Source organism: Nocardia nova NBRC 15556, from assembly GCF_001613005.1.
GTDB classification, from domain to species: Bacteria; Actinomycetota; Actinomycetes; order Mycobacteriales; family Mycobacteriaceae; genus Nocardia; species Nocardia nova.
Window position 1 is genome coordinate 35,370 of sequence record NZ_BDBN01000001.1, and the last position, 12,462, is coordinate 47,831.

The 12,462-nt window shown below is 67.5% G+C and carries 15 protein-coding genes; 12 read left to right on the plus strand and 3 right to left on the minus strand.

Annotation, left to right across the window (positions count from 1 at the left end; all coding sequences use genetic code 11):
- The first annotated feature begins 1 nt into the window (after position 1).
- From fabD to NN2_RS00130, 4 genes are all read left to right on the plus strand, one after another.
- Positions 2 to 1,333, plus strand: coding sequence for an ACP S-malonyltransferase (gene fabD, locus NN2_RS00115; RefSeq protein ID WP_063009152.1), 1,332 nt, complete (start codon positions 2 to 4; stop codon positions 1,331 to 1,333).
- Between the two features lie 84 nt (positions 1,334 to 1,417).
- Positions 1,418 to 1,726 carry a hypothetical protein gene (locus NN2_RS00120; RefSeq protein ID WP_063009154.1) on the plus strand — a complete coding sequence of 103 codons (309 nt, stop codon included), beginning with the start codon at positions 1,418 to 1,420 and terminating at the stop codon, positions 1,724 to 1,726.
- Positions 1,723 to 2,154: a hypothetical protein gene (locus NN2_RS00125; protein ID WP_063009156.1), complete on the plus strand. Its 432-nt coding sequence runs from the start codon at positions 1,723 to 1,725 to the stop codon at positions 2,152 to 2,154. The genes NN2_RS00120 and NN2_RS00125 overlap by 4 nt, the downstream gene beginning before the upstream one ends.
- The gene (locus NN2_RS00130) at positions 2,144 to 2,743 is read left to right on the plus strand and encodes a TetR/AcrR family transcriptional regulator (protein ID WP_063009158.1); all 600 of its coding nucleotides are present in this window, start codon (positions 2,144 to 2,146) and stop codon (positions 2,741 to 2,743) included. Before NN2_RS00125 ends, NN2_RS00130 begins: the two co-directional genes overlap by 11 nt.
- 17 nt (positions 2,744 to 2,760) lie before the next feature.
- Here the strand turns inward: NN2_RS00130 and NN2_RS00135 are convergent, their stop codons facing one another.
- The gene (locus NN2_RS00135) at positions 2,761 to 2,979 is read right to left on the minus strand and encodes a hypothetical protein (protein WP_030515125.1); all 219 of its coding nucleotides are present in this window, start codon (positions 2,977 to 2,979) and stop codon (positions 2,761 to 2,763) included.
- A gap of 89 nt (positions 2,980 to 3,068) precedes the next feature.
- Here NN2_RS00135 and NN2_RS00140 point away from each other — a divergent pair, with 89 nt between their 5' ends.
- The 3 genes from NN2_RS00140 (at position 3,069) to NN2_RS00150 (ending at position 6,827) form a co-directional block, all read left to right on the plus strand.
- Positions 3,069 to 4,106 (plus strand): AraC family transcriptional regulator, encoded by a 1,038-nt coding sequence (locus NN2_RS00140; RefSeq protein WP_146098713.1) that lies wholly within the window; start codon positions 3,069 to 3,071, stop codon positions 4,104 to 4,106.
- 367 nt (positions 4,107 to 4,473) lie between these two features.
- Positions 4,474 to 6,246 carry an FUSC family protein gene (locus tag NN2_RS00145; protein WP_156511169.1) on the plus strand — a complete coding sequence of 591 codons (1,773 nt, stop codon included), beginning with the start codon at positions 4,474 to 4,476 and terminating at the stop codon, positions 6,244 to 6,246.
- Positions 6,246 to 6,827 carry a MarR family winged helix-turn-helix transcriptional regulator gene (locus tag NN2_RS00150; RefSeq protein ID WP_082856606.1) on the plus strand — a complete coding sequence of 194 codons (582 nt, stop codon included), beginning with the start codon at positions 6,246 to 6,248 and terminating at the stop codon, positions 6,825 to 6,827. Before NN2_RS00145 ends, NN2_RS00150 begins: the two co-directional genes overlap by 1 nt.
- A 91-nt stretch (positions 6,828 to 6,918) precedes the next feature.
- Here NN2_RS00150 and NN2_RS00155 read toward each other — a convergent pair whose 3' ends face one another.
- On the minus strand, positions 6,919 to 8,292 hold the full coding sequence (locus NN2_RS00155) for a glycosyltransferase family 4 protein (protein WP_156511170.1): 1,374 nt from the start codon (positions 8,290 to 8,292) through the stop codon (positions 6,919 to 6,921).
- A gap of 699 nt (positions 8,293 to 8,991) precedes the next feature.
- On the opposite strand from NN2_RS00155, the gene NN2_RS00160 reads away from it, so the two are divergent.
- The 5 genes from NN2_RS00160 to NN2_RS00180 are packed head-to-tail and all read left to right on the plus strand — an operon-like array spanning position 8,992 to position 11,522.
- A complete protein-coding gene (locus tag NN2_RS00160) occupies positions 8,992 to 9,372 on the plus strand; it encodes an ATP synthase subunit I (protein WP_030515130.1) in 381 nt (126 codons plus the stop codon).
- A complete protein-coding gene (atpB, locus tag NN2_RS00165) occupies positions 9,369 to 10,130 on the plus strand; it encodes a F0F1 ATP synthase subunit A (protein WP_030515131.1) in 762 nt (253 codons plus the stop codon). The genes NN2_RS00160 and atpB overlap by 4 nt, the downstream gene beginning before the upstream one ends.
- A 56-nt stretch (positions 10,131 to 10,186) precedes the next feature.
- Complete coding sequence (locus NN2_RS00170) at positions 10,187 to 10,438, plus strand: F0F1 ATP synthase subunit C (protein ID WP_025352811.1); 252 nt, start codon at positions 10,187 to 10,189, stop codon at positions 10,436 to 10,438.
- 8 nt (positions 10,439 to 10,446) lie between these two features.
- Positions 10,447 to 10,947 (plus strand): F0F1 ATP synthase subunit B, encoded by a 501-nt coding sequence (locus tag NN2_RS00175; protein WP_036524281.1) that lies wholly within the window; start codon positions 10,447 to 10,449, stop codon positions 10,945 to 10,947.
- Positions 10,947 to 11,522 (plus strand): F0F1 ATP synthase subunit B family protein, encoded by a 576-nt coding sequence (locus NN2_RS00180; RefSeq protein ID WP_030515133.1) that lies wholly within the window; start codon positions 10,947 to 10,949, stop codon positions 11,520 to 11,522. The genes NN2_RS00175 and NN2_RS00180 overlap by 1 nt, the downstream gene beginning before the upstream one ends.
- Positions 11,523 to 11,571: 49 nt before the next feature.
- Here the strand turns inward: NN2_RS00180 and NN2_RS00185 are convergent, their stop codons facing one another.
- Positions 11,572 to 12,438 carry an NAD-dependent protein deacetylase gene (locus NN2_RS00185; protein ID WP_063009164.1) on the minus strand — a complete coding sequence of 289 codons (867 nt, stop codon included), beginning with the start codon at positions 12,436 to 12,438 and terminating at the stop codon, positions 11,572 to 11,574.
- Between the last annotated feature and the right edge of the window lie 24 nt (positions 12,439 to 12,462).

Genomic DNA, 12,462 nt, shown 5'->3' on the forward strand with positions numbered 1-12,462 from the left:
CATGCTCGCATTCGTATTCCCCGGTCAGGGCGCGCAATTCCCCGGCATGGGCAAGGCGCTGGCCGACACCTACCCGGTCGCGCGCGAGGTGTTCGACCGTGCCGACGCGGCGATCGAATTCGGCCTCGGCGAGCTCTGCTTCGGCGGCGACCCGGCGGCGCTGGCCCGGACCGAGTACGCCCAGCCCGCCATCCTGGCCACCAGCGTGGCGGCGTACCGGGTTCTGGTGTCCGAGACCGGCATTCATCCGGTGGTCGTGGCCGGTCACAGCCTCGGTGAGATCACCGCCCACGTCTGCGCCGGCGCCCTCGACTTCGAGACCGCGGTGCGCCTGGTGCGCCGCCGGGGTGCCCTGATGCAGGAGGCGGTGCCGCCCGGGGAGGGTTCGATGGTGGCCGTGATGGGTCTGGCCGCCGACGAGGTCGACCGGATCTGCGCTGCCGCAGCGCAATCCGAGGTCGTCGCGGTCGCCAACTACAACGGCGCGAGTCAGATGGTCATCTCCGGGCACACCGGCGCGGTCGTCCGGGCACGGCGACTCGCCGACGAACGCGGCGCGATCACCCGCGCTCTCGAGGTCAGCGCCCCGTTTCACTGCGCACTGATGGCACCGGCCGCGGCCGCCTTCCGATCCGAGCTGGCCCGCGCCGAATTCACGACGCCACGAATTCCGGTGGTGGACGGCACATCCGGGGATTGGCGAGCCGGAGCGGATCCGGCCGGCGCGCTGTCCGCGCAGATCTGCGCACCCGTGCGCTGGGACGCCGTGATGGCCGGACTGACGGCCCGCGGCGTCCGGTACGTGATCGAAGCCGGGCCCGGCGCCCGCCTCACCTCCATGGTGCGACGGTCGGAAAAATCCATCGCCGCAGCGCATTTCGGCGCGCCGGAGGATCTGGACGCGGTGCTCGATCTGCTCGCCGACCGGCCGTGGACGCGGCGCGAACTGGGATATTGGCGCCACGGCGAGCGCGGCGATCTGTACGCGCCAGGCACATCCGAGATCGTCTGGGCCGGTACCGACGAATCCGAGCCGATGACCGATGCGGCCTGGACCGTCCGTTCCGACGGCTCCCGTCTCCGGCGCTACGGCCCGATGGTGGTGATCACCGCGGACAACGCGCTCCATACTTTCGATCCGGACGCGTGGACGCCGCGCGAGGACGGAGCCTATCTGCGACGGGACCACCTCGCCGTCGAATATCCGGCCGATGGCGGTGAGACCTTCGACCCCGCGGAATGGATCGTCGACCCGGCCGGAACCCTGCGCCGGCGCGACGGCTCCCGCGTCATCTGGCCCGACGGCGACGAATGGAGTTTCGCGACACCCTGACCGATCTCATACGGTCGTATTGACCGCAGGCCTCATACGTTCGTATGGTAGTTCTCATACGAACGTATGAGAGGGTGGCTGCCGATGTTTCGTCTCGTGGAACTGCTCGGTCTGTGCGCGCCGCTGCTGGGTGCGGCGATCGCGCTGTACTACCGGCGGCGGCTGGGGCGGGCCTTCGGCGCCGCGGTACTCGCCGCGGGGGTGGCGGTGACCGGCTCGGTGGTCGGACTGGTCACCAGTCGGGCGATGTGGTTCGGTTCCGGTGGCGCCGAGGGCATTACGCGGCGCATGGAGTTCGGCGCCGGCGTCCGCAACCTCTTGCTGGTGCTGGCCTGGGCGCTGTTGCTGGTCGCCATCCTGCGGCGTCCGGTGCGGCCGGAGCCGGCGCGATGAGCGGCGCGCAGGTGGTGTTCGGTGCCGGCGAGCTGGCGGTGCTGGTGCTGGCGGTGGTCTCACTGGTGGCCGGCGTCGGATTGGCGCGCGGCTATCGCCTCGCCGGGTGGTCGCTGGCCGGAGCAGCGGTGCTGTGGCTGGTTGCCGAGGGTTTGCGTCTGCTGCAATTCGAAGCGCTGCTACCGGCGTTGGCGGGACCGGATCACGAATCGGCCCGCATGCTCGTCGGCCTGCTCGGGGATGCGGTCTACTTCGGCCTGAGCGGCGTCGCGGTGCTGCTGCTGTTCTTCGCCGCCGTCGTGGAGCGGGCCTCCCGTGGCGACGGCCGCCGGGAACCGGTGGCGGTGGCGCGTCGGGTGGGAGCACAGATCCGGCACTACTATCAGGCTCGCGATCAGCGGGAGAGGAGTCGGCGCGGTGGGCGTTGAGCGGGCCGGGGCGGCGGCCGGTGCCGCGATGGACCGTCGTGATCAGCTGCTCGATCGGCTGGCCGACGTCATCGCCGAGAACGGGATCGAGGGCGTCAGCATCCGCACGCTGGCCGCTCGCGCCGAGGTGTCGATCGGTACGGTGCAGTATTACTTCTCGACGAAAACCGACCTCCTGCACCGGGTGTGGGAATACGTGCGGGACGAGGCGGCCCGCCGCTTCGACGCCGCGACGGTGGCACAGCTTCGGCCGGCGCAGCGCCTGTCCCGCCTCGTCGACCTGCTCATCGCCCACGACAGCGAGGATCGCCTGGCCCGGGTGTGGGTCGCACTGGTGGCCCGCGCCGCCCACGACCCGGAGATCGCGGCGCTGCATCGAGCCCAGTGGCAGCACACCGAGGAACTGCTCGCCCGGGCGCTGGCCGCCGTGAATCCGGACCGATTCGACGAATCCGCCGATGCCGCAGCCGAATTGCTGGCGCTGCTCGACGGTCTCACGCTCGCCGTCCTCACCGAACCCGATCGCATGCCGCCGGCCCGGGCGCGCCGGATCGGGCGGGACTGGACCGACCGCTGGGCGGGGGGGTAACCGTCACCCGGGCGGTGTCAGTGCACCCGTGAGGAATCCGGAATCAGTCGGCCCGCCTCGACCAGAACACGCAGTGCGGCACGGCGGCGCGGGCATTCGTCGGTGCGGCAGCCCCGGTGCATCTGCATGATCTGATGGGCCTTCTGCGGGGTGAGGTCGAGCGGTTCCATCCAACAGGTACTGAACATGTCCACGGTGTAGTCGCCCTCCTCGATCCCTGCCTGACCTTCGGCCATCCCGTGCCGATGTCGGTCTGTCGAGGTTATGCCCCCACTTTCGGGGGCCGGAATGTGCCGAACGGACCGAATATTGGTAATTTCGGACTGTGGTTGGGATCGGTACGCCGTCCGATGTGTTACCGCACGGCAGCGTCAGTGTGCGCATGATGGTGAGTGTCGGGCTCGCGCATGGATTGGATGAACCGCTGTTATTGGCGGGCACCGGAATCGAACCCGCGGATCTGGCCGATGAACAGGTGCGAATTTGGCCGGATCAAGAATTCGCTGTCGCCCGCAATCTCATTCGCGCGCTCGGCGATCGTCCCGGGCTCGGCGTGCAGACCGCCGCGCAGGCGTCGCTCGGCAAGGCCGGTCTGGTCGGCCTCGCGGCCCTGGCCAGCGCGACCATGCGTGACGTGCTGAACATCGCGGTCCGCTATCAGGATCTCGTCTCGGTCGCGGCGCGCTATCACCTCGACGATTCCGGTGGCGACGAGGTCGCGCTGGTGGCCGACGGCTCGGGAATACCTGCCGACCTGCGTGGATTCTTCGTCGAACGCGAGGTGGCGCTGATCTTCGTGGCCGGCCGGGCGCTCGACGTGACCATCCCCGCCGTCCGCCTGGAACTGGAGCTGGACGCCGACCGGGCCGCCGCACTGGCCGAATTCGCCTCGATCGACACCATCCTCAGCGACTGCCCGCGTACCGCGCTGGTCCTGCCGCGCTCGTTCCTGGATCTGCGCATGCCACATGCCGATTCGCATACCGCGAATCTGATCGAGCGGCAGTGCCGCGAGGCGCTGCAGGTCCTGCTCGACGGCGGCTGGAAGTTGTCGACACTGGTCCGCGAGCGCCTGCTGCGCGAACCGGGTTCGGTGCCGTCGATGGCCGAAGTGGCCGCCGAGCTGCACATCAACGTCCGTACGCTGCGCCGCCAGCTCGCCTCCGAGGGCGCCAGCTTCCGCGGCCTGCTCAACACCGTGCGCGAGAGCACCGCGGCGGAGTTGCTGCGCGCCGGGGCGACGGTCGAGGATGTCGCCCGCCGGCTCGGATATGCGGAAACGGCTAATTTCACACACGCCTTCACCCGATGGATGGGGATGTCGCCGCGGGCTTACCGGCAGTCGCTGACCCGAAATCGATAGCGAATCGTGTCCTGACGCGTATTCGGATTTCGGGGAATCCGTGATTTAAGGTGCCCGCAACAATGTGTGGCACGGTGTTCCGGATAACTCGCTGCGCGTTTTTTCACGAGCACATTCTGCATTCGCAATATGGCGACCGAATGCCGGCGAATTGCGCCGAGGCCGGATGGTGGGCGCGTGCGGGTCAACGGGGAAACCGAGCCGCTCGGTTGTGTCTCGGCGCCGCGGTTCAGGGTCACCGGCCGTCCGGCCCCGCCGAGCTCGACGGCGAAACGTCGGGTGCCCAGCCGGCTACCCATGTCCAGCCGTGCGGCAGGGTGAGTGCCCTCATATAGTTTCCTGGTAAAATACCTGTTAACCTTCTCGGGTGTCGCATCGTGCCTCGTCCTCCCCGGCTGCCGGTCTCCGCGCCACGCTGCGGATGCTGTCGCTGCGCGGGGTCTTCCGGATGCGTCCGGTCGCCGACACCTGGTACCAGTCCGCGCTGTGCGCGCTGATCGCGATCGGCGGACCGGAGGTCGTGCTGCTGGCGACCGGGCAGGTGCAGCTGGCCTTCTATACCAGCGCCGGCGGTCTGTGCGCGCTGTACGGGCACGGCCTGCCGTATGCCGCCCGCGGCCGGACCCTGGCCTGGGTGGTGCTCGGGATGTTCGCCGGCACCGCGGTCGCGTTGACCGCGTCGGCGTTGATCGAATCCGCGGCGGTGCGGGTCCTGGTGATCGCGGTACTCGCCGGGCTTTACAAGCTGGTCTGCGACGCCTCCCGGATGGGACCGCCCGGCAACATCATCTTCACCTTCGTGGTCTCCAGCGCGGCCTTCATCCCGCAGCGTGCCGGACAACTTCCCGGTCACCTCGCTCTGATCCTGCTGGGCGGCGTCCTGGCGTGGTGTGTCTGTATGGCTCCGGCGCTGGTCCGTCCGCACGCGCCGCAACGCCTGGCCGTGGCACGGGCGCTGGAATCGACCGCCCGGCTGCTGCGGGTGCCACTCGGCGATGCGGGAGTACCGCGCGCCCGGCACGACGCCGCGGTCGCCGTGCAGGCCGGATGGACCGCGCTGTCCCGGGTGCCCGCGACCGCCCGCACCACGGCGCAACTCGCCGCGCTGGCCGGTCTGCTCGCCCGCGCCGAAACCCTCGCCGCCACAACCAGGCCCGCCGGTCCCGAATATCTGCTGTACCCCTCCGACGCCGAGAATGACACCGCGGCATCGGGTTTCGCCACGGCACGAGATCGAACCCGACTCGGCGCCGACGCCGGCGCCGGCACCCTCGACCGGTACGCCCGCGCCCTGCGCAGCGGCCTCGAGGTGCCCCGGATCCATTGCGCCGCAGCCGAAGAGTCCGAGATTCGCGGTATCGGCCTCGGCCGAACCGGTGCCGTCCGCGGGGCGGCGTTGCGGCGCGTGGGCCACGCCTTCCTGCCCGGCGCGCCCGGACTGCCGCTCGCCACCCGCGTCACCCTCGGCGCCGCGGCGGCGGGCTGGATCTCGTTGGCGCTGGGCGTGAATCGTCCGTACTGGGCCGTGATGACCGCCGCGGTCCTGATCGTCGTCAATACCGCGCAGTCGTGGCAGCGTACTGTGCAACGCGTGCTGGGCAATCTCGTGGGTGTCGCGCTGTTCACGGCGGTGGCGCCGTGGGCGCACAGCGCCGTCGCGCTGGTGGTGATGGCGCTGATCTGCCAGGTGATCGTCGAGGCCACCATCTCCCGGAACTATTGGGTCGCTTCGGTGTTCATCACACCGATGGCCCTGGCGATGGTGGAATTCGCCACCCCGCGACCGGCCTCCGAGCTCGGACTCGATCGCTGGCTCGACACCTGTGTGGGTGCGGTGGTCGCGGTCCTGATCTGCTTCGCCATCCCCAATCGCCGGGTCACCGACCGGGTGGCGGCGGCGCTGGGCGACCTCGATGCCGCGATCGGCCGGGCCCGCCGGGCGGTGGACTCCGGCACCGCGGCGCCGGCCGATCGGGCCCGGCTCGCCGCCGCCCTGATCGAGGTTCGCACGTGCGCCGATACCGCGGCGGGGGAATGGTGGAGTGCTCCGCTCCCCGATGAACGCATCGTCGCCGCGGAACGCACCGGACATCAGCTCCTGGATCGCTTGCCGGTCAGAACCTTCGCGGCGGTGTCGTGATGACCGCGCGGACCCCGGCCGGTTCTCCCTCCCCGGTCCTCGAAGACGCCAAAGAAAACGCGGCCGAGAACGCGGTAGCCGACGATGCCGTCGCCGAGGTGATGCGGCAGTGGGCGCGGGCCGCACCGGAACTCGATCTGCGTCCGATCGCGGTGATCGGCCGCATCACCCGCTGTGCGGCCCTGCTGCAACAGGTCGCCGACGCCCCGCTCGGCGACGAAGAACTGGCTCGACCGGAATTCGACATTCTGCTGGCGCTGCGACGGGTCGGCGGTGAACTCACGCCGGGCCGGCTGGCGCGCGAAACGTTCGCCTCGCCCGCGGCCGTGACCAAGCGGCTGCGGGGGCTGGAAGAGCGCGGGTTGGTCGGCCGTCGGGCCGACACCAGGGACCGGCGGGTCTCCCATATCGCGTTGACCGCGGACGGCCGCGCGCTGATCGATCGGCTGATGCCGCGACAGCTGGCCTACGAGGCCGGATTGCTGTCCGGACTACCCGATGACGACCAGCGCGAACTCGCTCGCATTCTGGCCGATGTGCTGGTGCGGTGGGAGGGACGGTTCGGCGGGCTGCCCCGCTGACTCTCGAGACGACTCGCTCCGCTTCTCCCGAGGACGCCCGCATCCGGTCGTACGACGAAGCGGACCGGATGCGGGTGGATTCGCCTGCGCGTCAGCCGTTTCCGACGGCCGAGAGCGGGCGGATCAGGGGAACGCCGTCGGATGCGACGGGTACCGGGACGCCGGCGAGTTTGTCGATCGCCGCGTAGTAGGCGGCCTCGTATCCGGCGCCCAACTGGTCGACGGAGAACTTCTCCACCACCCGGCGCCGGCAGGCGGCCGGGTCGATCTCGTCGGCCGCGGCGATGGCCGCCGGCAGTTCGGCGGGATCGTCGCAGATGATGCCCGTGACCCCGTGATCGACGACCTCTTCGACCGCGCCGCCGCGCAGGGCCACCACGGGGGTGCCGCAGGCCATCGCCTCGATCATCACGATGCCGAACGGCTCCTCCCATCGAATCGGGAACAGCAGGCAGCGCGCCGAGGCGAGCAGCAGCCGCTTCGCGATCTGGTCGGCCTCACCGAAGACGAAATCGGTGTCGCGCAGCAGCGGCCGCACCGCGTTCTCGAAGTAGGCCTTCTCCGGGGGTTCGTTCATCTTCGCCGCCAGCACCAGCGGCATCCCCGCCTCGTGGGCGGCGTGCAGGGCCAGGTCGGGGCCCTTGTAGGGGGCGTAGCGCCCCAGAAACAGGCCGAAGTCCTGTTTGCGGGTCTGGAACGGCCATTCCGCGGGGCGGACCGTGTTGTAGACGCGGCCGACCCAGTTGAGATTCTCCGCCAGGGAGCGTTGCCGATCGCTGATCGCGACGAACTGCGCGGTATCGGTCAGCGAGCTGTAGTACTCCTGCGCTTCCCCGTCGACCGGACCGTGCACGGTGACGACGGTCGGAATGCCGAGAGCGGAGTACATCGGAGCGTTCAGCGGCCCCGCGAAGGTGTGGTCGTGAACGACGTCGATCCGTTCGGTCTGCGCCAATTCGGTGATGATGCGCCGAACCTTGAGCGCGTTGAGCACCTCCGGGAACGGATCGCCGAGGCGTTCGGCGAGGATGTCGTCCCATACCCGGATGAACCGTGCAGTAGTCCCGGAGCGGCCGGCGCCCAAAAGGGTCACCCGGTGCCCGCGTGCTACCAGTGCGTCCGCCAGTTGAGCCACCACGGCTTCGACGCCGCCGTAACCGGCAGGCGGCACTTCGAAGTACGGCGGTGCGACCATCACGATGTGTAAGGACGCGCCGGGTTCGTGGAGCCGGTAGATCAAGGATTCCGAGTCCGCCAGTGAAGCGTCCTCCAACGTGGTGCCGCGCAGGGCGCCGGCCGCGGAAGCGCCGGACAGCGATGCGCCGGACAGCGATGCGCCGGACAACGATGCGCTGGACAAAGAGGCCGAGTACTCCGATTCCGGATAGTGCAGGGAGTCGTCGCACTCGACGGGACTGGAGCCGGACGGGCCCGCGGAATCCGAGCCTGACGGGTTACTGCTCATGGTACTGCCTCCTCAACGTGTGAAGCTGCGACCAAGCATGGCGAGAGACCAGAAACCACCAGGCGTCTCTCGGGAACTTCGGTTTCCCTCATCGGGCGGGCCGGAGCGACCCGGTGGGTGATGTACCCAGCAGCAGACACGGTAACCCTTCGGCAGTAAAATGTCCGGGAATGCCTGGTAGAACGCAAAATTTGTGCAAGTGAGCCGGGGTACGCGGGCGGGATTACTGAGCGGTAGGACATCGCGGCGGACCCTGTCGCCGGTCCTGCCGGGGGTGTCCGGGGCGTCACGGCCGCGCCGGCGCCTCCGCGTTCGGGCGCCGAGGCGCGCACATATATAAGGCATCGATAGATCGCCGAATTGAAATCCCGGCAATTCGGGCATTCGAGACAAATTGCGATTACGACGCGCCGACGGATTTACTGTTTCACGGCAGAGTATTGACCGTTGATTTACCATTGCCGCGCCGCTGCGCGTGGCGTCCGAATGTTCCGGAAAACGCCCTCATTTGCAGGTCGTACGGCGTAGAAAGTGATAGCCGGTCGATGGCTGGGGCAATTGTCCCGGAGTGTCCGGTGCAAAATTCAAGATCAAGTATATGAAGATCAAAAATGTTGCTACGCAAGAAGGTTGGTCTGTGTAAGCTGACCTCGATCACGACCTACTACGAGGTGGGATGGCGGCGATGGTGGTGTCGCAGTGAGTATCGACAAACTCCGGCTGCGCCGTGCGAGCTACATGGTAGCCGCATTCGGTGTGCTGGCTTTGGTGGTGACCGGTCCACTGGATCGGTTGATGCTGGGTGTTTTCATCTGTATCGGGCTGGGTTTGGGTTGGCTGAACGCGCAACTGACATTGCGGTCGGTCACCGGCATCACCCGCTCGGAATCGCCGAATAAGCAGGCGCTGGCCTTGTCGACGGCCGCGCGGCTGATCATCGTCACCGTACTGGCGATCATCGTGGCGTTCCTGACGCGCCCGAACGGTGTGGGCATCTTCTTCGGACTCGCGTTGTTCCAGGTGATCCTCGTCTTGCATACCGTTGTGCCCGAGTGGAGAGGGCTCCGTCAGCAGTCATGAGCAGCACTATCGCGACGATGATCCTGGCCGATGAAGAGCCGAAGATCGAAGTAGGTCACCACGCCACCACCGAGCTCTGGGGATTGACGTTCAACGTCGACACCATCCTCTCGACGGCGGTCGCCGCGGTGATAGTCATCGCCCTGGCGCTCTTCCTTCGCATGAAGATCACCTCAGGCGTACCGAACGGCGTGCAGTTGTTCTTCGAGACCATCACCGTGCAGATGCGCGGGCAGGTGGAGTCCGCGATCGGAATGCGTATCGCGCCGTTCGTATTGCCGCTGGCGGTAACGCTTTTCACCTTCATCCTGCTGTCGAACTGGATATCGGTGCTGCCGATGCAGTACGGCCGCGGCGAATTCATCTTCCCGCCGGCCTCCGATGTCAATTTCGTCTATGCCCTGGCATTGTTCGTCTTCGTCTTCTACCACGCGGCGGGTGTCCGGCGCCGCGGTCCGGTGACGCATGTGAAACAGTTGCTGAAGGGCCACACGGGGTGGGGACCGATGGTGTTGATCAACATCATCGAAGAGATCGCCAAGCCGTTGTCGCTGTCGCTGCGATTGTTCGGAAATATGTTCGCCGGCGGCGTCATGGTCGCGGTGATCGCGCTGTTCCCGTACTGGATCGCGTGGGGCCCCAACGCCATCTGGAAGCTGTTCGACTTGTTCGTCGGCGCCATTCAGGCGTTCATCTTCTCGCTTTTGACCGTCCTCTACTTCAGCCAGTCCATGACGCTGGAGCACGAAAACCACTGAACGGCAGTCCCGGTCGGCCTCACCGATCGGTCAACGTTGGAGAACAGGAAGAGAAAATGGCAGCAGATCCAGCAATCGTCCAGGGTGCCCTCATCGGCGGCGGCCTCATCATGGCCGGTGGCGCCATCGGCGCGGGTATCGGTGACGGTCTGGCCGGTTCGGCACTGATCAACGGCGTTACCCGGCAGCCCGAGGCCGAGGGCCGGTTGCGCGGTAACTTCTTCCTGACCGTCGGTCTGGTCGAGGCCGCGTACTTCATCAACCTCGCGTTCATGGCGCTGTTCGTATTCGCAACTCCCGGTAAGTAATCGGCGAGATGTCCGCGCGAACCGATGTGGTGGCCGAGGGGAACTTCCTCATCCCCAACGGCACCTTCTTCGTCGAGCTGATCATTTTCCTGATCGTGCTCGGAGTCATCTGGTTCTTCGTCGTTCCGCCGATCCGCAAGGTGCTGACCGAACGCGAGGAGCGGGTGGAGGCGACCGCCGCCAACGCCAAAGAGGCGAAACAGGTCTTCGCCGACGCCCAGGCGAAATATGAGACGGCGCTGGAACAAGCCCGTACCGAGGCGGCCGACATCCGCAACGAGGCACGGGCCCAGGGCCGGGCGATCATGGACGACCTGCGGACGCAGGCTCAGCAGGAGGTCGACGGCATCGTCGCCGAATCCGCTGCCCATCTGCGCGCCGAGGCCGACCGCGTCAAGTCCGAGCTGCGACTCGAGGTCGAGCCGCTGGCCCAATCGCTCGCCGACCAGGTGGTCGGTGACAGTCGCCACGCCGGCACCGCCGGTCGTAGGAGGGGCAGGGATTCGTAATGATTGACACCAGCGGCGGTGTGCTTGCCGCAGGCGGATACGAGATCACCTTCGACTGGCCGGTCTTCTTCAGTCAGCTGTTCGGCTTCGCCGTCATCGTCTTCATCATCTGGAAATGGGTTGTCCCGCCGGTGAAGAGGTTGATGGCGAAGAGTCAGGACGCGATCGCCAAGCAGCTCACCGAAAGCGATCACGCCGCGCAACAGCTGGAAGAGGCCAAGCGCTCGTACGCGAACGCCATCACCGAAGCGCACACCGAACTCGAGCAGATTCGCGCCGACGCGCGCGCCGACGCCGAGTACATCGTGGCGCAGATGCGAGAAGCGGCCGCAGCGGAAGTCGAACGGGTGCGACGGCAGGGTCGCGATCAGGTCGCCCAGCTGCGTCGCCAGATGGTGCGTGATCTGGAAACGGATCTGGCGGCCGCGATGCTGGCGATCACCGAGGAAAAGGTGCGCGACCAGGTGGCGACACCGGAGGCGAAGTCGGACAGTATCGAACGGTTCCTCGAGGACCTGGAGATCCTGGCCAACTCGTCGTCGGTCAAGCGGCAGGCCCAACCGGGCTGGAACTGAACATCGTAGGCGAGTAGCCGGTGGGCCACGGCTCACCGGCTACTCGTTTCTATACCGAGACGGTGGCGGGCGGGGTCAGCGCGTCGGCGAGCGCCGCGAGGGTGGGCGAGCAGCCGGAATCGATACGGACGGTGGCCAATTCGTCCCCTCGCGTGGCGCCGCGGTTCACGATCACGACGGGTTTACCGGATTTCGCGGCCCGGCGGACGAAGCGCAGCCCGGACATGACCGTCAGCGAAGAACCCGCGACGACCATCGCGTCGGCCGCGTCGACCATCGAAAATGCCTCGGCCACCCGATCTTTCGGGACGTTCTCGCCGAAGTAGACGATATCGGGCTTCAACATGCCACCGCAGTCGGTGCAGTCGACCATGCGGAAGCTGTCGGTCTCGCCGACCACGGCGTCCGCGTCCGGCGCCACCTCGATACCCGTGGCGGTCGCCAGTTCGGCGAAGCCGGGGTTGGCCGCTTCCAGCCGATCGGCGAGTGTCATGCGCGAGATCAGTCCGTGGCACGACAGGCAGCGCACCCGCGCGTAGGTACCGTGCAGATCGATGACGGCGCGGTGCCCCGCCTTGGTGTGCAGCAGGTCCACATTCTGCGTGATCAGTCCGCTGACCACCCCCGCATGTTCGAGCCGGGACAGCGCGCGATGGCCGAGATTCGGCCGCGCGGCGTCCATCCGCCGCCAGCCGACGTGATTGCGTGCCCAGTAGCGCTGCCGGAATACCGGATCACCGACGAACTGCTGATAGGTCATCGGATTGCGTGGCGGCGAATCCGGCCCGCGATAGTCGGGGATACCGCTGTCGGTCGACATGCCGGCCCCGGTCAGGACCACGATCCGCCGGCCCGTCAGCACCTCCACCGCACGATCGAGGCCGGTGTCGGTCGGCAGGGTCGCGAGTTGGGGCATGAATCCAGGTTACGAGCCCGTGCG